The organism is Bacillus sp. EB V-12, from assembly GCF_056158125.1.
Genome location: NZ_JBUXJL010000002.1, coordinates 787,444 through 813,757, shown reverse-complemented (window position 1 = coordinate 813,757; position 26,314 = coordinate 787,444). Strand labels below are relative to the sequence as shown.

Here is a 26,314-nt window from a genome sequence, read left to right as displayed (position 1 = left end):
AAATCAATCTTCTACTTCGCTTACAATGGAGGATTTTCTAACAATCTGAAGGAATATGTACAGTGGAACTTATTTCATATTAAAGGGGAGACACGATGAAACAAGCACTATTAATTATCGACGCTCAGCAAGAATTAATTGATGGAAATGAGCAAGAAAATGAAGTTTTTCGTAAAACTGAGCTATTATCTACACTAAATATAGCCCTGCAGAAAGCAATAGATTCAAATGCCCTTATTGTTTTCGTAAGAGATATCGATGTTGCTTCTGGTAGTGGCGAAGGATTTGAAGTACATAATCAAATTCAAATACCTCAGTCTGCAATCTTTATTAATAAAGCAGCAACCAATTCATTCTACGGCACTTCTTTACTTGAACTTTTAAAAGAAGAAAACATTAATCATATTGTTATAGGCGGATGTAAAACAGAACATTGCATTGACACTGCAGTTAGAGCAGCAACTGTACAAGGATTTGACGTTACATTAATTAAAAACGGTCATTCAACAACTGATTCTAACGTATTGTCTGCAGAACAAATTATTAGTCATCACAATAAAACTTTACACGGTCATTATAACGTTGATCATTTTTCTATGGTGAGAGATATCGAGGAAGACCTCTTTCAGCCGACTCATGATCAATATCGTGATTAGCGAAAAAGAATCCTTCATTCAGAAGGATTCTTTTTCACCCAAAAATTTGTGCTGCAATGCTATATAGCTCATTATTCCTTTTTAATAATTGACCGCTATTTTTCATCATAATTGGTGGTGTATTCACCTTTTTAAAACCAGCAATCTCTAATACTTTCATAAAATCTTTCTTTCCTTCTAGTACATCAATTCTTAATTTACCATTATGCCCTTTTGCTAAATCATGTACAATTCTCATTGCCATCTCATCATTTTTAGCAACAACCGGCCCTATTATCTTATTTTCTGGTGTTTGTATGCTTAAACCGTAACCTAATACATTTTGTTCCTTGTCCTTTACAACGATACACTGTTCACTTTGCATAATTCTTTTCTTTAAAAACTCTTTTCTATTTGTTCCAAACGCATATTCATCTATTTTTATTATTTTTTCTAAATCACCCTCTTCATAATTCATCACATAATCTTCATTTCTTACACAATAATCTTTCGCATTGTATGAGTTACATATGTATTTAGAAACATAACTTACTGCCCTAAATCCTAACTTTTCATATAAAGGTTTCCCTTCATCCGTAGCAATAAGCATAATTGGAGTATGAGCTGATACGCTTTTAACGCACGCTTCCGTTATTATCTTTCCAATCCCTCTCCCCTTATAATCTGGATGTACAATCACCATTCCGATAGATGCTAATTTCTCCCCATATAATATTATTGCCGCGCTAGCTATTAGTTCCTCTTTCTCATTCCAAACACCGTATACAATCCCTGCGTTAAAAATAGTCTCAATTTCTTCTCTGTTATAATCCCAACCAATATAAGAAGATAATGATACAATATTGCCTATTTGTTCTTCCCTAAGACGCTCCAACCTAATTTCTAATTCACTCATACTCCATCCCCTTATCTAGACATTTAAATCATTATTACGAAATCAACTTGTACATGTTTCCCTTTATTTGTCACACACATATGTTATTTTGACCAAGACTATATTGTAAATGAGGTGACAACATGCCCATTACGAATCGATTTTCTACCACCACTAACGGCGCACTCGCTATTACAGGTAATACTTTAGGCTTAAGTAAAATCAGCAATCAAAACCGTGCTGGTACAATCGGGGCAATTGGTGCATTCGCAACTACGAATACCGCTTTACAAGTAACTACTTTTCCTGCTGGTACAACATTAAACTATACACAAAATAGTTCTACCGCTATTTTAAATATCCCTGCTGGTAGTACTATTCTTTACGCAGAACTCGTTTGGGGTGGAAACTATTTATCTCGTGATCAAAACATTACGAGTGTATTAGGAAACCCAGTTTCTTTTACAACACCTGTTTCAACATACTCGATTACTCCTTCAGCTGTTACGGCTTCAAATCAAACTTTCGTTTCAAACTCTATTACATTTGGCTTTTACACTCGTTCAGCAGACGTAACAACTCTTATTCAAGCGGGAGGTGCTGGTTCCTATACTACAGGAGCGGTTCCTGGACTTGTAGATCCTATAGATGCTTCTAATGGAACAATTAATTCAGCTGGATGGACGCTTATCGTTGCTTATCAAAATGGGACATTGCCAGCAAGAAACTTAACCATTTATGTAGCTGGTAACCGTGTTTCTGCAGAAACTGGTAGTGCCGATGTATCTGTTTCTGGATTTTTAACACCTTCAGGAGGACCAGTAAGCGGGAGATTATTTTTAAGTTCTACCGAAGGAGATGCAGATTTAACCGGGGATCAAGCTTTATTTGGACCAAATTTCAGTTCATTAAATGCTTTATCTGGGCCAAATAATGCCATAAATAATTTCTTCGGTTCTCAAGTTAATAATGCTGCAGGAAACTTAGATACAACAGGGACATTTGGAACGCGAAATCAAAGTGCTTCTACAAGTACAAACATCTCAGCAGGAAGACAGGGCTGGGATATTACTTCTATTGATATTTCTCCTTATTTAACAAACTCACAAGTATCCGCTGCAATCCGTTTAACTACTAACGGAGATGCATATATGTTAAATACAGTCGGCTTACAAATTAATATAAACTCCCCAAATATACAAGCAACGAAAAGCGTAAATAAAAGTGTTGCTGCAATTGGAGATATTCTCACTTATACAGTTACTATCCCTAACACCGGGCTTCTTCCTGCCAATAACGCTATTTTTATAGATAGTCTCCCTAACGGTACTTCTTTTATACCCGGCACTGTAACAGTAGATAACGTACCACAAACAAATGCAAATCCTGCGGCTGGTATATCTCTTGGAACAATTAATAATGGTGCTTCTCGTATAGTAACTTTCCAAGCTACTGTCGTTTCTCTTCCAAGTCAAAATCCTATCTCTAACACTGCTAATATTACATTTCAATATACACCAATCGCCGGAGGAACAACTTTTAATGGTCTTGCAACAAGTAACTCTGCTGGAACACAAATTAACCTTGCAGATATTAATGGAACAAAATCAGTTAACAAACTTTTTACCGATATTGGTGAAACATTAACTTACAGTATTGCCTTAGCTAATATAGGAAATATCGCTGCAACGAATGTGATATATACGGATCCGATTCCTAGCGGGACTACTTTCATTCCAGGGAGTGTAACTGTGAACGGAGTTACTCAAGCTGGCGCAAATCCCGCTAATGGTATAACAATTGGTTCAATTGCCGCAAATTCCACTACTACTATTTCATTCCAAGTGCTCGTTCCTTCTATCCCTCAAACAAACCCAATATTAAATAGTGGAACAACAACATATCAATACATTCCTGTACCTAATCAACCAGCAGTAAGTGGGACTGATACGACAAATATTGTCTCCACTCAAGTGAATAATGCTACTGTAACAATGACGAAAGCAGTAGATAAAAATTTTGCAGATATTGGTGATACACTAACGTACACCGTTTCCTTTACAGGTACAGGTAATACAAATGCGAACAATGTTATTTTTACAGATATCATCCCTACTGGAACAACTTTCGTTCTAAACAGTTTAACAATAGATGGCACGACACAAGTGGGTGCAAATCCCGCTACCGGCGTGAACATTGGATCCATAACAAGCGGCACAACAAAAAATGTTGCATTTCAAGTAGTAGTAAACACAATACCCACGTCAAATGTCGTATCTAACGGATCAAGCGCTTCTTATCAATATACTGTCAATCCTAGCCAATCACCTGTTACAAAAAATATTTCTTCGAATCTCGTTTCCACCCAAATTAACAATGCGAATGTAACATTAACAAAATCAACAAATAAACAATTTGCTACAATTGGCGAAACAATAAGTTATACAATCCTTATTACAAACAGTGGAAATACAGCCGCTAATAACGTGCAACTAACAGATCCACTTCCAAACGGAACGATATTGACTCCTGGTACTGTAACACTAAACGGAGTTTTACAAAATGTAGATTCTCTCGTTGCTTTACCTATCGGCACAATTCCTGGTGGGGCTACTGTTACCCTTTCTTTCCAAGTAACAGTCATCAATATTACGACCCAAAATCCTATCATTAATAACGCCTTCGCTTCTTATCTATATACTGTAAATCCAAGTTTGCCACCGACTTCAAAAACAGCAAATTCTAATTCTGTTACATCAACAATTAGACTAGCAAATCTCCATGTTAATAAATCTGTAGATAAAACGTTTGCGGAAGTTGGCGATGTATTAACTTACACCTTTGCTCTTACTAACGATGGAAATGTTGCAGCGAACAATATATTACTATCTGATTCAATTGCGAATGGAACCGCCTTTGTCCCAAACAGCGTTATAGTTAACAGTGTTACTCAGCCAGGCGTTACACCAGCTAGCATCAATATTGGTAGCATCAATGCTAATACTACAATTACAGCTTCATTCCAAGTAGTAATAACTAGCATTCCAACTCCAAACCCTATTTCAAATAGCGCTTCCATCTCCTATAACTTTATCGTTGATCCAAACGCTTCACCTGTAAGTAAGAACACTACTTCAACTACTACATTTACTCAAGTAAACGATGCAAATGTCATTTCAGCCAAAACAGTGGACCGAGCGTTCGCTACCGTAGGGGATATATTAACTTATACTGTTACTTTGACGAATGCAGGAAGTGTTTCTGCTGATAGTCCTACTTTCGTAGATACGAATCCAGACGGTACTACCTTTATCCCAAACACTTTTCTTATTAATGGTGTACTCCAAAATAACGCAGATCCAAATATAGGTGTTCCACTACCTTCCATTGCTGCTAATGGCTCACTTACTGTCTCTTATCAAGTAACCGTCACCTCTTTACCAACACAAAACCCAACATTAAATTCATCTAGTACACAGTATAGCTTTATTCTAAATCCGGGCGATCCACCAACTATAGAAACATCTGTAAGTAATACTGTAAGTACACAAATTAATTTGGCAAATGTAGTGATTGTCAAAGAAGTAGATTTAACTATCGCCGATGTCGGGCAACCAATCACATATACAATTTCTTTAGCTAATCTTGGAAATACTACAGCAAATAATGTTATTGTTACCGATATAATCCCTAATGGCTCCACTATCGTACCAAATAGTATTTTTATAGGTGGTACTTTACAACAAAGTGCAGACCCTAGTACCGGTCTTCAAGTCGGCTCCATTCCTTCAGGTGGTTTTACAACAATTGTTTTTCAAATAAGTGCAAATAGGCTACCTTCACCAAACCCAATTCAAAACAGCGCTTCACTTCAATATAGCTTTATCGCTGATCCAAACTTACCCGCTCTCGTTAGAAACACTGCTAGCAATATAGTAACTACACAAATTAATACTGCTAATATCGTTGCTACAAAACTCACAAGCACAAACTTCGCTGATGTTGGTGATGTCATACTATATGCAACTATTTTAACAAATAACGGGAATATCTCTGCTACTAATGTAACGTTTACAGATATCATTCCAGCGGGTACCCTCTTCATTCCTAATACTGTAACGATTAATAATGTCCCTGTAGCTAACGCAAATCCTGCCACCGGCATTTCAATTGGTACGATAGGAGCGAATTCATCACGCACCGTTGCATTTCAAGTTTTTGTACCAACTATCCCTGCTGTAAACCCAATTACAAATCAATCAAGCACAACATTCCAATATACGTATGATCCATCCAAACCTGCTGTGATGCAGATGGTTGCTTCTAACACTGTACAGACAACTATTAATAACGCCTCAATTGCCGCTACTAAATCTGCAGATAAACAGTTTGCTAACGTAAATGATATTATTACGTACACGACTACTTTAACGAATAACGGGAACACACTTGCATCAAATGTAATATTTACAGATGTAATTCCAAACGGAACATCGTTTATTCCTAATAGTGTTACTGTAAATGGGAATACACTGCCTAATGTCAATCCAGCAAGCGGAATTGCAATCGACCCAATAAATCCGAATGCAAATACAATCATCTCATTCCAAGTACAAGTAAATTCTATCCCGAATCCAAATCCAATCCCGAACCAAAGTAATACAACGTACCAGTATGTCGTAGATCCTAACTTACCTCCAGCATCCGCCAATACGTTAAGTAACGTAATAACAACTCAAATTAATAACGCTACTATTGTCGCTACTAAGTCTGTGAATACACCGACAGCTGCAATTGGTGATATTGTTACTTATACGATTGCAGTAACAAATATAGGTAATATCCCTGCTAGTGCAACTGTTTTAACAGATGGGCTTGGCGCAGGAGCTTCATTTATCCAAAACTCCGTAACGATCAATAATGTTCCACAACCAGGATTAGATCCATCACTTGGTGTTCACTTGGCAGATATTTCGCCAGGAGATACTGTATTCATTACTTTTCAAGCACAAATTTTAGTGATACCACCTAGTGGCACATTAACAAATAATGCTCTTGTAAATTATGAATATACCGTAAATCCAAACCAATCCCCTGCTGTTGGTAGCACTGTAACAAATACAACAGTTACACCAATTATTGACGCTACTTTAGTAATAAATAAAAGCGCTAGTACAACTTTCGCTACAATTGGTGATACAATTACATTCACTTCAGCTGTTACAAACAACGGAAATACTACTGCGAACAACATTATTTTTACTGATACAATTCCAAACGGTACTACCTTTATCCCAAATAGCTTTAAGATAAATGGTGTAACCGTTCCGAATGCAAATCCACAAAACGGTATCAATATTGGTAACTTGAATTCAAATGCATCTGCTACACTCAGTTTTCAAGTAAACATTACAACACTTCCAAACCCTAATCCAATCCCGAATAAATCATCGCTTCAATATAGCTTTATTGTAGATATAAATGAACCGCCAGTTTCACGAACAGTTCAATCTAATAAAACCTTTACACAAGTAAATACTGCTTCTGTCATCGCAACAAAAACTGCAAGCAGTGCTTTTGCTGCTGTTGGAGATACAATTACGTATACAACTACCCTCACCAATAGCGGAAATACTGCCGCAAACACACCTGTTTTTATCGATATATTACCACCTGAACTTTCATTCGTTCCTGATAGCGTACAAATTAATACCATCCCACAACTTGGATTTAGACCAGATAGCGGGATTTCTTTAGACTCAATTCCAGTTGGAGGAACGACAACAATTAGCTTTCAAGCTATCGTTGGCTCAATACCAGTTACAAATCCAACTTTGAACCAGTCTAGCACGACATACTCGATCATTGTTGATCCTACCCAGCCGCCGGTGACAGAAACAGCTACAAGTAATCCAACTTTAGTTCAAATTAACGAAGCGATTATTCAAGCAACGAAAAGTGTGGATCGGCTATTTTCTGACATAGCACCTGGAAATTCATTTTTAACGTATACAGTTTTATTAGAAAATGTAGGAAACACAACTGCTACGAATATCATTTTTACAGATCCGATTCCAAATAACGCAGTATTTATAGAAGATAGCGTTCGAGTAGGCGGAGTTTTATTACCTGGAGTAAATCCAGCGAACGGGATACCAATTGGAGATATTATTGCAGGAGATTTTATAAATGTTACCTTTCGTGTGCAAGTAGTTAGCATTCCAAATCCAATTTTCACAATTGGACCAGGCGGACCAAACTCACCGGTTGTAAACGGCGCTTCTATTGATTATAAATTTATGACAGGACCTAATTTACCACTTGTTTCACGAAATACGACATCTAATTCTGTTTCGACACAAATAAATTCTGGAGAAATTGTGGCAATCAAATCTGTAGATAAAACTTTCGCAACGATTGGTGATACAATTTCTTATACAATTACATTAAGTAACCCTGGAAATGTCACTTCACAAAATATAATTTTCACGGATACTTTACCTGATGGGACGACATTCATATCTGGCACTCTTACAAACGATTCTGGTACACAGCAAATCGGAAATCCATCTAACGGGATTCAGATTGGAAATATAAACCCAAATGGAACGGCCGTGATTACTCTCAACGTACTTGTTACAAACATTCCAAGTATAAATCCAATTTCTAATTTTAGTTCTGTACAATTTCAGCATATTGTCGATCCAAATCAACCAGTTATAACTCAAACTGCTTCATCGAATACCGTTACTACGACAATAAATAGCGCAATATTAACTACCACAAAAAATGCTGATAAATCCATTATTTCTGTTGGCGATACGATTACGTATACATCTACTATTACAAATACAGGAAATACAACAGCAACCAATATTACATTCACAAGCGCTATTCCAGCTAACACTACATTTATACCAAATTCTTTCACAATCAATGGTATACCGCAATTTGGTGCACGGCCAGCGCTCGGAGTAACTATACCAAATATCGCTCCTGGTAAAACAGTAACCGTTACTTTCCAAGTAAATGTTATTTCTGTGCCTCCTTCAAGTTCAATTATGGATAACGATACAATTTTATACTCTTATACTGTTGATCCAAGTGCCGCTCCTATTACAACTTCTACTTCAACGAATATCGTTACAAATCCGGTACTAGATGCTATGATAACGATGGTAAAATCGGTCGATCAAACAATTGTTACACTAGGTGATACTATTACCTATACAACCATTTTAACGAATAATGGCAATACAAATGCAACGAATATTACTTTCACTGATCTTATTCCAGACGGCACAACTTTCATTCCGAATAGTGTCACAATCAATGGCAGTACACACATCGGACTCGATCCTAATACAGGTATAACAATCGGATCAATTGCTCCTAACAACTCAATATCTATCGTATTTCAAGTTACTGCTACTTCTACACCAAACCAAAATCCTGTAGCCAATTCCGCTACTGCTTCTTACACATTTATCGCTGATCCAAATGCACCGATTGTTTCAAGAAACGTTACTTCAAACACAGTGTTTACTACGATTAATACAGCTAACATTCTTTCATTAAAACAAGTCGATAAATCCTTTAGTCGTATTGGAGACACACTCACTTATACTGTCATTTTAACAAACAATGGAAACTCATCTGCACAAAATGTTATATTTACAGATACAGTGCCAAGCGTCACTACATTTATTGCAAACACATTTTCTATTAACGGAGTTCCTCAAAGTGGGGCGGATCCATCGAACGGTGTGAATATTGGGACAATAACAGCCGGGACTACAGTAACAGTTTCGTTCCAAGTTACTGTAACATCATTACCAAACCAAAACCCAATTGTAAATTTCTCATCAACATCGTATCAATTAGTCTCACCACCTGATGCAGAAACTTCAATTAGTAATCCTGTTTCAACCCAAATTAACGAAGCAATATTGTCTATGACGAAAAATGAAAGTGTATCCTTTGCAGATATCGGGCAAACTGCTTTTTATACTACTTCTATTACCAATGTAGGCAATACCGATGCAACTAATATTGTATTCACAGATACATTACCAAGTGGACTCACATTTGTTCCTAACACATTAACTGTCGATGGCGTTTTACAACCTAACGCGGATCCAAATACAGGTGTATTACTTGCAACACTTCCACCAAACGAAATATATAGTATCGTCTTTCAAGTTACAGTGAACAGCATTCCCCCTAGTAACCCAGCACCAAATACAGCATCAACGACGTATGAATTTACTGTTGATCCTGTTAATCCTCCCGTTTCAAGTGCAGCTACTTCCAACACTACACTCCTTCAAATAAACAACGCAACTATTATTAGCACCAAAACAGCCAATCTTACTTTTGCGGATGTTGGTAATACAATAACATTTACACTTAACCTTCCTAATACCGGGAATGTGACCGCAACTGATGTAACTATTATCGATATTCTTGATAGCAATTTAAGTTTCGTTCCAAATAGTTTCACAGCTAATGGGCAAACCATTCCAAACGCCGATTTATCAACTGGTGTAAATATTGGTTCCATTAATGGTGGTAATACGGCAATCGTTACATTCCAAGCAACTGTTATTACACTTCCAACACTTAATCCCATTTCTAACTCTGCTTCTACCACATATCATTATGTCGTTGATCCTAGCCAGCCACCTATTACAACTTCTAATCAATCTAATACAACGACAACACAAATTAATAGCGCTATCCTTACTGCACAAAAAAATTCAAATGTATCTACGGTAGATATCGGGCAGGATATTACCTACAACGTTACAATTACAAATAGCGGAAATGTGAGTGCAACAAATGTTATTTTTACCGACCTTATTCCAGACGGAACTTCCTTTGAACCGAATAGCTTTACACTGAACGGAACTAGCATCCCAAATGCAGATATCATTACAGGCGTTCCAATCGGTGATATCGCGCCAAACGAATCTGTCATCGTAGCATTTCACATTATCGCCAATGAAATTCCGCCTATAAATCCAATTACTAATCAAGCTAGCGTTAGCTTTCAACATATCGTTAATCCAGCTAATCCCCCAGTTTCAAAAAATATTATTTCTAACAACGTTACAACAAAAATTGAAAGTGCTATTTTAAATACTATTAAAATAGGAGATAAAACTTTTGCGACGATTGGTGATACGATTACGTATACAACGACTATTACGAACACAGGCAATATTCCTGCTAACAACGCTATATTCTCAGACCCTTTACCATCGTGGACACAATTTGTTGCAGGATCAGTTATTGTTGATGGCACTCCATTACCATCCGCTTCGATTATTAACGGTGTTGGCATAAATATAATCAATCCAAATCAAACTGTTACAATCATATTTCAAGTACAAATCGTAAGTAATCCAACAACGTTCACACCTGAACTCCAAAACTTAGGATTTGTTAACTTCCAATATAACGTAGGCAATGCATTACTGGCTCAGCCTGGCAATGTGGAAACGAATGTCTTCGTTACTTCTATTAATACAGCAATACTTTCAGCTGTAAAAACTGCTAATACAGCCTTTGCAAATATTGGAGATACGATCACTTATACAGTTTTGATTCAAAATAGCGGCAATACAAACGCTACGAATGTAAATTTCTCAGACCCAGTTCCAGCAGGAACAACCTTTGTTGAAAATAGTTTTGCTGTAAATGGAAGTACCATTCCAGGTGCAAATCCAAATAACGGAGTGAATATCGGAACAATTAGCTCGGATAGTTCCTTAACCGTTACTTTCCAAGTCATAGTTACATCAACTCCACCTTCAAATCCGATTACAAACGTAGCATCTATTCAATACACATTCATCGTTGATCCGGCCTCTCCTCCTGTTACAGGCACGATAAATTCTAATAGCGCTTCAACACAAATTAATAACGCGACTGTTACAACTGTTTTACAAGCAAATCGCTCAATTGTATCTATCGGGGATATAATTACGTATACAGCAACATTAACGAATACTGGAAACTTCCCTGCAAACTCTGTATTACTCATTAACGGAGTTCCTGAAGGAGCATTATTTGTTCCAAATAGTGTTACGCTCAACGGGATTTCACTTCCAGATGCAAGTCCAACTCTCGGTATTCCAGTTGGTATTATCGCACCAGGTGATTCCGCTACTATTACGTTCCAATTTCTTGCAAGTTCTATTCCACCGCAAGGAGCAATTATAAATCAAGCACTTACAAGTTACACGTATATTGTCGATCCAAGTCAACCTCCTGTTACAGCAACATCCTCGTCTAATACGGTTAATACAGCTGTTGTTGATGCATCGTTATCCGTAATTAAAAGTACAGATTCTCTCGTTCAATCTACTGACGGTACAATCACTTACACAGTAGTCGTTCAAAATAACGGAAATACTACTGCAAATACAGTTACTTTAACAGATTTGGTCCCCGAAGGAACTGCCTTTATTCCGAATAGCGTAACTATTAATAGCGTTTCCGTTCCAGATGCTGATCCTAACATAGGAATACCATTAAACTCCATCACACCGTCAGAAATCGTCACTGTAGCATTCCAGGTTATCGTTCAATCTATTCCAAGCGTAAACCCAATTTCTAATACAGCCCGTATTGACTATACTTTTATCGCCGATCCAACTGCTCCTATCATCTCTCGAACAATTACGTCTAATCCTGCTTTCACACAAATTTCGGATGCGACTATCCTTTCTTTAAAAGCAGTCAATGCACAGCAAGCAACAACAGGTGATATTTTGACTTACACAATAACACTAGAAAATACCGGAAATATTCCAGCTACGAATCTCATATTTTCAGATACGATCCCCCAAGATACTACATTCGTAGAAAATAGTTTTACACTTAACGGAACAACTATACTTGGTGCCAATCCAAATGTAGGTGTTACTTTACCTACTTTAGCAGCAAACGCTACTCACCTTATTTCGTTCCAAATTCTTATTAACGATTCATTCTCCCAAGAATCGATTACAAATCAATCCAATACAACATATACAATCCAACCAGACCCAGGGCAACCGCCTATTACTGAAACATCTACTAGTAATATCGTTATTACAAATTTCGTGCAAGCACAATTGACAATTACAAAAACATCCAATCCAACAACTGTAGATATCGGTGGAACTATCCTTTATATTTCTGAAGTGAAAAATATCGGTAATGTTGACGCAATAAATATTAATTTTACAGATTCTATCCCTGCTGGGACTACATTCGTTCCCGATAGTGTCACAATTAATGGTGTCCTTCAGCCAGGTGTAAACCCTGAAAACGGAATACCGATTGGAACAATTCCAGCAAACAGTTCCAAAACGATACTATTTCAAGTGCAAACAAATAATCCACCGAATGAAACTGAAATTGTAAATCAATCTTCAGCAACTTACCAATATGTAAGTATTCCTACAGCCCCACCAGTAAATCGCTCTGCAAATTCTAACATTGTTACAACATCACTTCAAAATGCAAATATTATTTCTGTTAAAAGTGCGGATGTAAATTTCGTATCAATCGGGCAAATGATTACCTACACAAATACACTTCAAAATATAGGAACCGTTCCGGCTAACAATATCGTGTTCATTGATACCATTCCAGAAGGTACTATATTCATTGAAGATAGCTTAGCAATAAATAATGTAATTCAGCCTGGCGTGAATCCTGAAAACGGAGTAACTCTCGGCACGATACAACCAAATGAAACAGTCACTATTTCATTCCAAGTACAACTTACAAATATACCAGAGGGCAATACAGTCATTAATATTTCAGACACTTCGTACGAATACCAAATTGACCCTAGTTCTCCAATTATTCAGCGTAGATCGTTATCAAATGCAGTAAATACTGAAGTGCGAACGGCAAATGTTAGTGCAATTAAATCCGCTAACAGATCCATTACACGTATCGGTCAAATCATCACATATACAGTCGCAGTTACAAACGCCGGTACAATACCTATTACAAATACTCTCCTACTTGACGCAATTGCTTCTGGCACCACATTCGTTCCAAATAGCATTCTTGTAGATGGCGTACCAAGACTTAACGAAAATCCAATTACCGGTATCAATCTTGATATAATTCTTCCAAATAATACGATTATTGTTACGTTCCAAGTAAGCGTAGTTTCTATACCGCCACAAAATAACATTAATAATATCGCCGTCATTCACTATGAGTATCGACCAGACCCAAGCACACCACCAATTTCAGAAACGACCTCTTCCAATGCTACAAACATACAATTTATTGATGCTATTCTTATTGCTACAAAGTCCACTAATACTGTATTAGCTAACATTGATGAAACCATTGAATATACAGTATTCATTCAAAATAATGGATCGACTACAACTAACTCCATCTTTTTTACAGATACTATAGCGAATGGAACAGTATTTATTCCAGGAAGTGTAATAGTTAATAATACTGTGCTTCCTGCAGCAGATCCAAATATCGGCTTTTCCATTCCTAATGTCGCAGCAGGTCAAATGGCTACAATAACATTCCAAGTTTCCGTTACGAATTTACCTGCTGTAAATCCAACACCTAATACTGCAAACATCGTCTACGACTTTATTTTCAATTCTGACTTTGCACCAATTCAAAAATCTACTACTTCCAATACTACTTTTGTTCAAATTAATGATGCTGATATCGTTTCACTTAAAACTGTTGATTTGACCTCTGTAACGATTGGTGACATTTTAACTTATACAACAACTTTAACGAATACGGGGAATACGGATGCAACTGCTGTTGTATTTACAGACAATATACCTGATGGAACAACCTTTATTGACGGTAGCGTTTTAGTAAATAACATTCCTCAGCTTAATGCCAATCCAAGTGCTGGTATACTTGTAGGAACGATTGCTCCTAACACTTCTATCCCAGTCACATTTTCTGTTACCGTCGTAGCTCTTCCAGCCAGCGGTCGTGTTCAAAATCAATCAACTTCTCGTTATACAATAAACGTGGAAGAACAAATATCGACTAGCAATATTACCTTCACTGAAGTTATTTCTGCTAATGTAATTGCGACAAAAACAACACCTATCCAATATGCTGACCTACAAACTATTATCCCTTACACTATTTCCATTACAAACAATGGGAATATACAAGTAGAAAACATTATTGTTACAGATATCATCCCAGCAAATACGAGCTTTATAGAGAATAGTGTTATCGTGAATGGCAACGCTCGGCCAAATGACAATCCACTTAACGGTATACAAATTGATAACATTCCGCCTAATACGACAGCAACCATTCTATTCCAAGTACGGGTTACTTCGATTCCACAAACAAATCCAATCTCTAACACGAGTACAATTGAATATGAATACACGGTACCAAATCGACCACCTATTACCGAAACTATTATTTCATCAGCTGCTTTAACAGAAATTAATCATGCGAATTTGAATAGTAATAAAGCTGTTGACCTTGCATTTGCAACGGTTGGTGATACGTTAACGTATACGATTACACTAAATCAAACCGGTAATGTTGCAGTAAATGATGTAATCATTCAAGATATTATTCCTCAAGGTACTACGTTTATAGAAAATAGCGTCATTGTAAACGGAGAAACTCTTCCAGGAGTGAATCCAGTAAGCGGCATACCAATTGGTACTATAACTATTGGTGGAGATGCTATCGTTTCATTCCAAGTAACTGTGACTTCTATTCCAACACCAAATGAACTAAACAACAACGCAATTACTACTTTTAACTATATAGTCAACCCAAATAACGTACCTGTTACAAATACGACTACAACAAATACTGTCAAAACTACTGTCCAAAATGATAATGTCATTGCTTTTAAGTCTGCTGATGTAACAAACGCCTTACCTGGTCAAACTTTAACGTATACAATTACGATTACGAATAGCGGTAATGTAACGATTGAAGACCTTCTTGCCATAGACGCCGTACCAATAGATACGACTTTTGTTGCTGGTAGTGTTACGATTAACGGAATCAATCAGCCTAATGAGAATCCTGAAAATGGTATTACGTTAGGAAATCTTGCTCCTAATGAATTTGTTATTATTACGTTCCAAGTGACAATATCTTCTTCTACTCTTCAATCTACAATTAATAATGATGCTTCTGTTTCCTATACCGTTATCATTGATCCAACAAAACCACCTATTACAATTACAAAACAAACAAATACCGTTACAACGACAGTTATTGATCCGATGGTTCGCATTGAAAAAACAGCTGACAAATCTATTGTCGTTATAGGAGATATCATTACATTCACATTAGCGGTATTCAATCATTCCCCAATTCCTACAATCAGTACTTCTGTTATAGACACAATTCCAGCTGGTACAACATTTATAGAAAACAGCGTAACCATTAACGGCACTCCCGTTCCAAATGTTCGTCCAGACACTGGTATTAATATTGGTTCTTTATCTGCAGGTACAGTAGCAACTATAACATTTCAAGTTCTCGCAACTTCTATTCCTTCAAACAGTACAATTATAAATTCTGCAACAGTTACCGCTGCTTTTCAGTTGACACCACAGGATCCAATTATTACTTTCATTGTTAATTCAAATATCGTTCGTATACCAGTTCAATTTATAACTGCAACAGTCACGAAAAATGCTTCCGTCAGCTCAGCTTATTTAAATCAATATTTTGATTACACGGTACGCATTACAAATACTTCCAAAATTTCACTCTCAAATATTTCGTTACAAGATACTATTCCAGCAGGTTTACAATTTATAAATGGCACTGTCTTTATTAACGGTGAACGCTCTCCACTAGCGAATCCGAATATCGGTTTCCTAGTTGCTACTAATTTGGAACCAAACGAAACAATTATCGTGTTATTCACAGTACAAGTAATAAGTCCACCTGTTAATAATGAGTTTAAAAATACGGCCAATATTTCGTTACAACTTCAAGTCTCGCCTACCGACCCACCAATTACAGTAACCGTTACAAGTAACGAAAACATCGTCACCTTTGTTCCAGAAAATCCAGATGAAACACTTCCAAATTTAAATTGCTTCTTTGACGGTGAACGCTTCATTCGCATTACTCCTCGAAATGTACGAAACTACCTTTGGACTTGGATTTGGTGGAAGTAATTGAAACAAAAAAGAGATTGTAGTTTGGTTGAAACCAAATTACAATCTCTTTTTCATTACCTATATTCCACTACGTTGTAACTCGTCCAAGGATATACGATTAAACACCACCTCAAGTTATTTTAGTCGTAATAAGTTGGCCAGCTTCATTAATGGTAACTTTCCATTTCACTCCACTAGCAGTCTTCATAATTATACCTTTACTTGCCTCTATTTCAATATCTCCAAACATTCTTCCGCCAGTTGTCGCTAACCAAGCACTCCCATTTTCCATAGAAGATCTTGCAAAGATACGATTAATTCGAAAACGTTTATGATCTTGAGAATAACCACTTAATGTAATTCTAACTTTATATAACTGACTGGCCTTCATATTCGATATAATTGTATCGCCAACATTTAATGGAACATCCAACGCGATAACCCAACTTCCAGTTGCACTTAATGCATATTCAATTTTAATTTTCTTTGGGCTCTCTCCCCATCCAAAATACATTCCAAAACAATTTAACATTTGTATTGGTTTTTTCGTAAAATCCATTTCAATTACAACTGGATTACTATCTGGAACGTCAATATAGTTTACACTTTGTTCATCTATTAAATTAAAGCAATTTGTGAGATTTCCCCCGTACGGCACTTTTCCACTTACTTGCTTAACGTTATATTTCTGCTGAGCATTTACTAAAATATCATCTTGATTTCCTATTAAATGAGGTCTATTTAACGTCAAAGGTAACTGAATTCGTAGGGATTCTTCATAAGTAGACTTACAAACATTGTACTGTCCTTTATCTACAATAGTTGTCGAAAGCAGATTTGAAAAAAGGTAGTTACGATGAGAATTGGAAGAAAATTCAATAACAATTTGTTCACTACTCATCCGGTACGTATCCCAGATCATACAATTAAATGTATTATACGCACCTGAACAACGAATTACTTTTTCCGTTTGTTGTCTACATTGCACTTGAATATCATGAAACGTATTTCCTGAACTTTCATTTGGCAAATCACTATTTCCATCTACTTCAATCCCATACACACATCCATCAATAAATATAGATTGAAATACATTGGCGTTAATCCAGCAAGGTGTATTGATATCATTTATATATTCTGTCTTCAAATGTATTGCAGTTTGAAAGTTTTTAATTTGAATAAATTTAACTTGAAAGAAACTAATAAAATCCCATGCCTTTTGACAATAAAAATGTATAGCTTTTCCTTTATACGATGGAGTTGTATTTATTATATTTATATTTGATATAACAGATTGATTAGGTACTTCGATTTGTTGTGAACCAGAAACATAAATAACAGCAGATTGAAACAATGGATTTATAACTTGAAGAGTACCACCAACTATCGAAGCGTTACTTTGTAGCTCAAATGCATTAAAATCCCCATCAATTTGCAGTGTTACGGTAGGATCCAACTCTAATCTTACGTTTGATTTAATAACAATCGGCTTTACAATTTTGTACGTATTTACCCCTGTAATTCTAACCGTCGAAATTCGATTCGCTACACAATAATCAATAGCTTGCTGAATTGCTAATGAGCTATCATTTCCCGAGTTTGGAACTGCGCCAAAACAATCAATATGAACGCTACTTTCTGGCGCACAATCTTCTTGGGATGAAATATATTCTGACAAAATAAATTCACTCCTCATATTACCTTTTTCATATAATATGTGAGTTGTCTCTTAAAAGTTTCTATAATAAAAAAAACAAACGACCTACTCGGTCATTTGTTTAATTCATATATATTTTTCGTTTCCTCTATCATTTTAGTTAACGAGAAATATCTCATTGCTTTCTCTCGTGCTTTCAATCTAATAGCAGTTACCTTTTCTTCATTCCCTTGTAGTTCCTCAAGCGCACTTGCGAATTCAGATTCGCAATATTCAGATATCAAAACACCTGACTCTCCATCTATTACCGCTTCATGTATTCCACCAACATCTATTGAAACAATTGGTGTCCCTGTAGCCATCGCTTCAATTACTACCATTGGAAACACTTCACGAAAAGATAATAAAAGTAAGGCGTCCATATTCCCTATAAACTCATGCGGCTCTGAAATATTCCCTAGCATCTTCACCCTTTGCTGCAATCCATATTTTTCTATTTCTTTCATAATCGATTCTTTCTCTGGTCCATCACCAGCAATATAAAACATAAAATCATTTCTCTTTTTCAACACATTTGCAATTTTGACAAATAGTTGATGGTTTTTCTCTTTGGATAATCTAGCTAATATCCCTATTTTATATGTAGATTCTTTCTTTTTCTGCTGGAATAAAAACTTTTCAATATCAACACCGTTATAAATTGTATTTATTTTTTCTTCTGCTACATGAATTGAAATTAAATTGTTCTTTTCAAACTCACTTACTGTAATAATATTGTTCACATATTTATTCATGAAATACCGAAAAAGCGTTGGCATTTTCTTTTCTAATATCGTTACATTGTGTTTCGTATAAACAATTTTCATCTTTTTTTTAATAAACTTTTGAAGTAGAAAAGCATATAATACCATTCGCAAACTATTTGCATGAATAAGTTCTATCTTTCGTTTACAAATTTCGTTTCGTAAATAATAAATATTTCTCAAATGATTCCATCGACTAAGTAATATAAAATTTTCTTTTCTAGTAAGGGATTCATATAGTTCTCCATCACCTGCAGCTGTATAAATCTTAAAATCCTCATAATGCAAATTATTTTCTAATTTACAGAAATAATTTTCGGCTCCGCCAGTTATCAATTTATCTGTCATCAACAGTATGTTCATAATTGCGTCTTCCCAACTACATTGATTTTATTTTTTTTATAAGCATGATAAGCATACTTACTAAAATAGTAAAAGCTTTGCACTGCATTAAGACTTTTTTGGTCCCTTAATAATTTCCAATACCGAAAAGCTGCTCTAACTTTATTTCTCGAAACAGAATTTGCTACAATTCGATACTTCGCTAATACTTGCTGTATCCCTTTTGCTTCATGCCCTTCATGTAATAAGTTCAGCCATAACGCTGTATCTTCCGGCTGTACACTAGGCATTTCGACATACGGAATTTTTTCACGATCAATCATCACCGTTAAACACCCGATAATTGTATTTCCTACTAAATAATGATAATCAACAGATTTTGGTACACTCACTTCGCGATTTAATTCATTACCATTTTCATCAATTAAACTATACGACGCATATGAAAAAGCAATATTCATTTCTTCCATAAATAACAATTGTGTCTTCAATTTATGCGGCAACCATATATCATCACTATCTAAAAAGGCAATGTACCTTCCTCTCGCCTCTCGAATCGCTAAATTCCGAGCTTTAGCAGCACCAACATTTTCTTTTAATGATAATAACCTAATACGTGAGTCTCCTTCTATTATCTCTTTAATTTTTGCGGCAGATTGGTCGGTTGAACAGTCATCAACGATAATCATTTCCCAGTTTTCATACGATTGATTCTGTACAGATAAAATTGTCTCACCTATAAATCGTCTACTATTATAAGAAGGTGTTATTACAGAAACATGAGGCGCCTTATTATGTGCTGATAGACATTTTACCATCTATCTTTCCCCTTCCTTCATATATTGAAATATACTTCACAACAACTGCTAAAAATAAAAAGAACGCTTCGTTAATAATGAGTGACAATGACATCATCTGAAATATAAATGCAATCATAGTCAATAGAAGATATGGTTTTTCACGAAACAAAGTATGCTGCGCTAGCTTGAACATTAATATGAATAAAAACGCGCTATATAGAAGAAAACCAATTGTACCCGATTCAGACAAGATTTCTAAAAATGTATTGTGTACATATAATTTTTCATTAAATTGATACTCATAATAATTCGAAAAGTTAAAAGCACCGATTCCGATATATGGATTGGATAAATAATATTTAAAAGCAGCTTCCCATAATGTAAATCTACCACTTCCATTATCATGGGAAAAATCAGAAATTCGTTTATTTAATATGTCATCTAATTGGCCCCCCATTACACTATTCGATAAACTAAAAATAACTACACTAAACAATACTAAACTTATAATTATTTTTATTCTTTTAGCGAAACTAGACATACATATATATACAAAAACGACAAGCACAAGCGCTAGTATACCACCCCTTGAAAAGGTTAATAAACTCGTCGTAACACATAAAATTAACCCTAGAATGTTAGTGATATTTTGTAAATTCGTCATATAGTACATAAAAAATATTGTATTATAGAAAATAAAGATGTTAGGATCATCTAGCAATCCAATTAACCGTGGATATCCTCTATCAACTAATAAACCAGCAAAAATTTCTCTCTCTTCTCCACCGTATAAACTAAAGTATTGTAAACCGATTATATAGAGTATTAGACTTACAACATTAAATACTACTCCTACATAAGCAATAGATGATTCAAGTACCACTATTTCAGTATTCCCCAATAAATTTCTCATTATAAAATAGCATCCTAAAACGAGTAGCACGCCAAAAATCATACGAATACTAGCATTTAAATACATAGAAAGAATTCCGCTTAAACAATAAATGAAATAAAACAGTAAAAATATAACTTCATGAAAATATAACTTTTGAATATGAAAGCCTTTAATTGTTAAACAAAAATATATGACTAAAAAAATCATATATATCTTCAATGAAAATCCAATATATAAATTGTATTTACTTAACATGACAAATAATATTAGAAGAATAATCCATCCCATTGATACTTTCATATTATTTTCCATAGGCTATATCCCCTGTTTCGTAATATAATCCTTTTTGCGTATTTTTCTTATAAAAGAAAGAAGAAGTTTTTTTAGCTCATAATCATATAGGAATATGGCAGCTAGTACAATTAGTATATTAAGAACAAGCGCAATTAAATGATATGTATGCAATATATATTGCACTCCAATAAAGGTTACACCAAAATAAATTGTATACGGTATTACAATTTGGAATACAATTTTTTTCTTCACTACACTTACCGCTATATATCCCACTAAAGCGACTATTTCAAATAAAACCATAGCGTATGCCGCTCCTATCACTCCACCAAGACTACTAAAGCTATAAAGCATAACCCCACCTATCACCAATGCTACACACTGCACAACAGTCCTCTTATTTTGACAACCACTCGTCGTTAAACCGTCAGCAATGGCAATATTTAAACTTTGTAGCACAATAAGAAATGATAATATTTGGAGTGGTTCTACTGCATTCCTCCATTCTTCATGAAAAAATATAGAAATAAAGTATGGTGCTAAATGATATAAACCGATCGTCATACATATTCCTACAATCGCCATTGATTTAATTTGAAGTAAATTTAATTTCGTATGCTCTTCTATATTATTCTGGTTATAATGCTTAAAGAGCACCGGAAAAAATGCACCTGCAATTACCCCTGGTACTTGATATAAAGCTGCCGGCATCCGGTACGCCACTGCAAAAACACCTACCATACTTAATGGCAATGTATAGTTGAGCAAGATAGGTGCTAATTGTGGCGTACTCATTATTAAAAAACCGCTAATAATAAAGGGAGTTAATTGCCAAAATAACGCTTTATGAATTACGACTTTCATATTCATTTTCGTCTTTCTTCTCATGATATATATACTGAATAAACCACCAATCATATACCCAAAAGCATATAAGCGAGCTGTTACATACACCGGTAACTCTCCGAAAATACAAAAACATGTAATTATAATGACAACTGATGCTGATACAACTTTTATGAGCGCTATATACTTCATACGTTCCGTCAGTTGAAAATAGGCAATCCCTATGTTTTGCCAAGTTAATCCTATTAACATGAAAAACATTACGTTTATCATCATATAAATTAAATTTTTATCCGCATACATATAATGAATAGCAATATAACCGATGATAGAAATAAAAATAAGTAGAATCATCCTTATTTTTATATACGATGATAAAATCTTCTCTAAATCTGCTCCATCCTTTGCCCCTTCTCGAAGAAACGTATTACTAAGTCCTAAGTCTGTAAAAAATAACATAACAAACGTCACTGCTATGGCAACACTAAACATCCCATAATGTTGTGCGTTAAAAAAGTTTGCTAAAACAATTAAACTGACGGCCTGAAGAAGGTTAGCTAAAATCGTACTATAAAATAGATGGATAATATTGCTTAGAATAGATCTACCCATACAAGTTCTCCTTTGCAAGTAACCTACTTACATATGTTGTTTGTTTACATATATATTTATCTTGCACCATTACCGTTCAATACAATTAAAACGGTTTTACATAAAATACGGATGTCCATCCGAAATGTTTTCATTTCAATATACTCCATGTCCAGCCTCAACTTTTCCTTTGGATCAAGATTATACCCTCCATTTATTTGTGCCCATCCTGTTAATCCTGGTTTTACTATTAAACGTTCCTTAAATTCTGGAATATACGCATCAAACTCATTATAAAAAAACTCTCTCTCTGGTCTAGGGCCTACAAAAGACATATCTCCTCTTAAAATGTTTAAAAGTTGCGGTAATTCATCAATTCTCGTTTTTCTTATAAACAATCCAACTTTTGTAATTCTTTGATCATGTTCTTTTGCCCATTGTGGTCCGTTCATTTCAGCATCCTTTACCATCGACCTTAATTTAAATACATTAAACTTCTTCCCGTTTATACCTAAACGTTCTTGAAAGTATATTGGAGCCCCTGATGTTTCCAAGGTAATCATAATACAAAAGAACAACATAATTGGTATTGTTAATAGTAACAATATGATTGAAAATATAATATCAAACAAGCGTTTTACACTTCGATTCAATATGCTAGGCTTTTCTTGAGCCGGAATCGTATACAACTTGGCTTGATTTGTTTCACGAATCATGGATCGTTACCCCCACATTCAAGAATATAAAATTATACCTATTAATTCACATTCTTTCCTATTTATATCCGCTATTACTTTTTGCACTGTACGTAGTGAATCTTTTCGCTTTTTAACTGCTAAGACCACTCCATCGCATTTCCCTGCAATAATGTGCGTAGCAGGAAGTTCAAATACTTCAGAAGAATAAACGAAAATGTAATCAAAATCTTCTTTCCACTTAGCAATCGCATTATCAAATTCATCCATAGCAACTAAAGGCGTCCCTGTATGTACTGTTTTTTTTGCAGGAATACAATATAAGTAATTAGACAAATTACTAGAAAAAGATTCATAATTGCAGGAGGAAGAGCTTATTATATCGTTTACTGTTATCATGTGATCACTTTGTAATAATACATGTAGTTTAGGGTCAGAAAAATTCACATCAATAAGTAACACCTTTTTTTTCATTTCCGCAAACACTAGACCCATATTTACTATAAGCGAGGCAACAACACCTCTGTCCTTCGTTGAACTAACTGTGAACAGTTGTTTTCCGGATTTTTTCAGCTCGTGATACACCGTATAAAACTGCTCTTTCATCAGATCATCATGCAAATTGAATGGCAGCTGCTTCTTTGTCCTAAACATCGACATGTTCACCTCGATATATAGATGATTTTTTATCAACCTCTGTAGGTTTCTTTTTTCTATTCGGTTCCATATTTATGTGACCAATAACAGAGACTGTTGTTATTTTCTCTAAATCCTGTTCCGTGTATATACGTTCATCAAAATAATCTCGAAATACAGCTAAACCTATCCCAACAAAAAAACTAACAATTAAAGAAATAGGAATGATTAGTTGAAATTTCGGAAACAATTTTTCAGCCTGTTCCTGTAACTCAGGATCAGTTAATACTTTCACCCCTTGTACATTTGTGTACTGTTGAAAGCTTTTTTGTGATTGCTCTGCCAATGTCTTTACAATGTCTTTCACGATTTTCGGATTGGAATCTTTTACTGTAACAGTTACAATTTGTGAGTTGTCCGTATTCACAACCGAGATTTTTTGTGCTAATTCATAACTTGATTGCTCTAATTTCAAAGTTTTTTTGACTGTTGAAATAATTAATGGGCTTTTTAAAATATCAACATACGATGTTACTAGTTGCTTATTTTCTTGTGTTTTATTTGTTGAATTTTCCTTATTAAACTCATCTAAATTCCCAACAAGAATTTGCGTTGAATATTGATATGACGGCTTTAAAACATACATAGAGATAAGAACTAAAGAAGCGGTTAAACAACACATCGTTAAAATAATCGTTACGAATCTTCTTTTCAGTAATTGTTGAAAATCTTTTATACTCATTTCTTGCTTCAATTATTTCACCGCCCTTTTCTGAATAACATCCTGCAATTCACTCTTTACAGATAACCCTTTCTCTCTTCTATCCACTTGTTTTGTTACATACTTTCCGACTCCGAATGCAAATTTTTCTACATATACATACGAAAGCATTGCAAGTATAAACGAAAAAACAAGTGAAAAAATTAAAATAATAGGCAACGGTAATATTTCATGGAGCATGTATATAAGGGAAAACAACGATATAATATGGTATAAATAAAGACTGTAAGAAATCTTCCCCAAATATAACAAATATTTATTATGTAGCAAGGACGACAAAGTTGATATTGACAAACTTAATATGACAAATAAACATGCACTTATCGCCACTACGTAGTCTCGAAATATAAAATTATTGAGCACTTTCATTTCTCCTATAAGCCCTTCATACATAAAAAGTAAAATCGCAAATAAAAACCATGCAATTTTCGTGTTTTTAGTACAATTACTATAAAAAACTATTAAATTATTTTTATACTTCGCAACTAGTGCTCCTAGTAAAAACAGTACTGTGTAATGCAATGTTAATGCATAGCTTGTTAATGTTAAGCCCGAGCGAAACAAAAATAATATTACGACAGAACATATACTAAAACTAAACAATAATAGTAATGAACACCTTAACGTTTTTCGTAAGCAAATCATCAAAATTAACGGGAAAATTATTGATATTCGCATTTCATGGACAAGTGACCAAATCACACCGTTATATGCATCTGTATTATATTTCCCAACCAATAAAATATGTTGTGCGATTAAGCTTGAAGAACTTTCAATCGTCCATGAGCGATTAAACCATTCACTTAAATAAGAAATACCATATTCACTAATTGTAATCTGGCATACAATAGCTATAATTATTGCCACAATATAAGGAATATATATTCTGCATATACGTTTTAAAAGGTATGACCCATAGCTACTATAGTTTTTTTGAATAGATTCATACAAAACAAATCCGCTCAAAACAAAAAAGATAATAACTGATTCGTTACCACTACTAAAAATTAGACGAGCAGGCGTTTCTTTTAATAGATACACAACAAATGGTTTATTATCTTCATAACTGTAATTTTGAAATGCTGAAAAAATCATTAAATGATGACCGATCATTACTACTAATGAAGAAATCCCTCTTATAGAGTCCAATTCTTCGTATCTTTTCATCTTTTTACATCAACTCCTAATGAAATGATAATAATCATTTCAAAGCGACATCTTTATTCATATTCCTCTCCTTTCTTTTCATTCCAATTTTTCATATTAAAATGATTTTATAGTATAAA

The 26,314-nt window shown here is 34.9% G+C and carries 12 protein-coding genes; 2 read left to right on the top strand and 10 right to left on the bottom strand.

Annotated elements, in window-relative coordinates; genetic code table 11:
- Positions 1 to 95: 95 nt before the first annotated feature.
- Positions 96 to 656 carry a cysteine hydrolase family protein gene (locus ACZDYH_RS10805; protein ID WP_025688374.1) on the top strand — a complete coding sequence of 187 codons (561 nt, stop codon included), beginning with the start codon at positions 96 to 98 and terminating at the stop codon, positions 654 to 656.
- A 34-nt stretch (positions 657 to 690) separates the two neighbouring features.
- Here the strand turns inward: ACZDYH_RS10805 and ACZDYH_RS10800 are convergent, their stop codons facing one another.
- On the bottom strand, positions 691 to 1,551 hold the full coding sequence (locus tag ACZDYH_RS10800) for a GNAT family N-acetyltransferase (protein ID WP_163093194.1): 861 nt from the start codon (positions 1,549 to 1,551) through the stop codon (positions 691 to 693).
- Positions 1,552 to 1,673: 122 nt separating this feature from the next.
- Between ACZDYH_RS10800 and ACZDYH_RS10795 the strand changes: the two genes are divergently transcribed.
- Complete coding sequence (locus ACZDYH_RS10795) at positions 1,674 to 16,706, top strand: DUF7507 domain-containing protein (protein ID WP_434713937.1); 15,033 nt, start codon at positions 1,674 to 1,676, stop codon at positions 16,704 to 16,706.
- Positions 16,707 to 16,818: 112 nt separating this feature from the next.
- Here ACZDYH_RS10795 and ACZDYH_RS10790 read toward each other — a convergent pair whose 3' ends face one another.
- The 9 genes from ACZDYH_RS10790 to ACZDYH_RS10750 form a co-directional block, all read right to left on the bottom strand.
- The gene (locus tag ACZDYH_RS10790) at positions 16,819 to 18,366 is read right to left on the bottom strand and encodes a glycoside hydrolase family protein (RefSeq protein WP_434713936.1); all 1,548 of its coding nucleotides are present in this window, start codon (positions 18,364 to 18,366) and stop codon (positions 16,819 to 16,821) included.
- 92 nt (positions 18,367 to 18,458) lie between these two features.
- A complete protein-coding gene (locus ACZDYH_RS10785) occupies positions 18,459 to 19,511 on the bottom strand; it encodes a glycosyltransferase family 4 protein (protein WP_001023684.1) in 1,053 nt (350 codons plus the stop codon).
- Positions 19,508 to 20,308, bottom strand: coding sequence for a glycosyltransferase family 2 protein (locus tag ACZDYH_RS10780; RefSeq protein ID WP_000237694.1), 801 nt, complete (start codon positions 20,306 to 20,308; stop codon positions 19,508 to 19,510). Before ACZDYH_RS10780 ends, ACZDYH_RS10785 begins: the two co-directional genes overlap by 4 nt.
- Positions 20,283 to 21,497 carry an O-antigen ligase family protein gene (locus ACZDYH_RS10775; protein ID WP_163093191.1) on the bottom strand — a complete coding sequence of 405 codons (1,215 nt, stop codon included), beginning with the start codon at positions 21,495 to 21,497 and terminating at the stop codon, positions 20,283 to 20,285. Before ACZDYH_RS10775 ends, ACZDYH_RS10780 begins: the two co-directional genes overlap by 26 nt.
- 3 nt (positions 21,498 to 21,500) lie before the next feature.
- Complete coding sequence (locus ACZDYH_RS10770; protein WP_434713934.1) at positions 21,501 to 22,937, bottom strand: oligosaccharide flippase family protein; 1,437 nt, start codon at positions 22,935 to 22,937, stop codon at positions 21,501 to 21,503.
- A 56-nt stretch (positions 22,938 to 22,993) separates the two neighbouring features.
- Entirely contained in the window at positions 22,994 to 23,632 is a 639-nt protein-coding gene (locus ACZDYH_RS10765; RefSeq protein WP_000617648.1) for a sugar transferase, read from the bottom strand.
- Positions 23,633 to 23,650: 18 nt separating this feature from the next.
- On the bottom strand, positions 23,651 to 24,271 hold the full coding sequence (locus tag ACZDYH_RS10760) for a CpsD/CapB family tyrosine-protein kinase (RefSeq protein WP_002133101.1): 621 nt from the start codon (positions 24,269 to 24,271) through the stop codon (positions 23,651 to 23,653).
- The gene (locus ACZDYH_RS10755) at positions 24,258 to 25,001 is read right to left on the bottom strand and encodes a YveK family protein (protein WP_000807055.1); all 744 of its coding nucleotides are present in this window, start codon (positions 24,999 to 25,001) and stop codon (positions 24,258 to 24,260) included. Before ACZDYH_RS10755 ends, ACZDYH_RS10760 begins: the two co-directional genes overlap by 14 nt.
- Complete coding sequence (locus ACZDYH_RS10750) at positions 25,002 to 26,195, bottom strand: acyltransferase family protein (protein WP_074554069.1); 1,194 nt, start codon at positions 26,193 to 26,195, stop codon at positions 25,002 to 25,004.
- Between the last annotated feature and the right edge of the window lie 119 nt (positions 26,196 to 26,314).

Bases quoted from the DNA above. Each gene is read 5' to 3' on its own strand.
- ACZDYH_RS10780 (WP_000237694.1), bottom strand. From the start codon at position 20,308: ATGGTAAAATGTCTATCAGCACATAATAAGGCGCCTCATGTTTCTGTA.
- ACZDYH_RS10785 (WP_001023684.1), bottom strand. From the start codon at position 19,511: ATGAACATACTGTTGATGACAGATAAATTGATAACTGGCGGAGCCGAA.
- ACZDYH_RS10805 (WP_025688374.1), top strand. From the start codon at position 96: ATGAAACAAGCACTATTAATTATCGACGCTCAGCAAGAATTAATTGAT.
- ACZDYH_RS10760 (WP_002133101.1), bottom strand. From the start codon at position 24,271: ATGTCGATGTTTAGGACAAAGAAGCAGCTGCCATTCAATTTGCATGAT.
- ACZDYH_RS10765 (WP_000617648.1), bottom strand. From the start codon at position 23,632: ATGATTCGTGAAACAAATCAAGCCAAGTTGTATACGATTCCGGCTCAA.
- ACZDYH_RS10795 (WP_434713937.1), top strand. From the start codon at position 1,674: ATGCCCATTACGAATCGATTTTCTACCACCACTAACGGCGCACTCGCT.
- ACZDYH_RS10800 (WP_163093194.1), bottom strand. From the start codon at position 1,551: ATGAGTGAATTAGAAATTAGGTTGGAGCGTCTTAGGGAAGAACAAATA.
- ACZDYH_RS10750 (WP_074554069.1), bottom strand. From the start codon at position 26,195: ATGAAAAGATACGAAGAATTGGACTCTATAAGAGGGATTTCTTCATTA.
- ACZDYH_RS10775 (WP_163093191.1), bottom strand. From the start codon at position 21,497: ATGGAAAATAATATGAAAGTATCAATGGGATGGATTATTCTTCTAATA.
- ACZDYH_RS10770 (WP_434713934.1), bottom strand. From the start codon at position 22,937: ATGGGTAGATCTATTCTAAGCAATATTATCCATCTATTTTATAGTACG.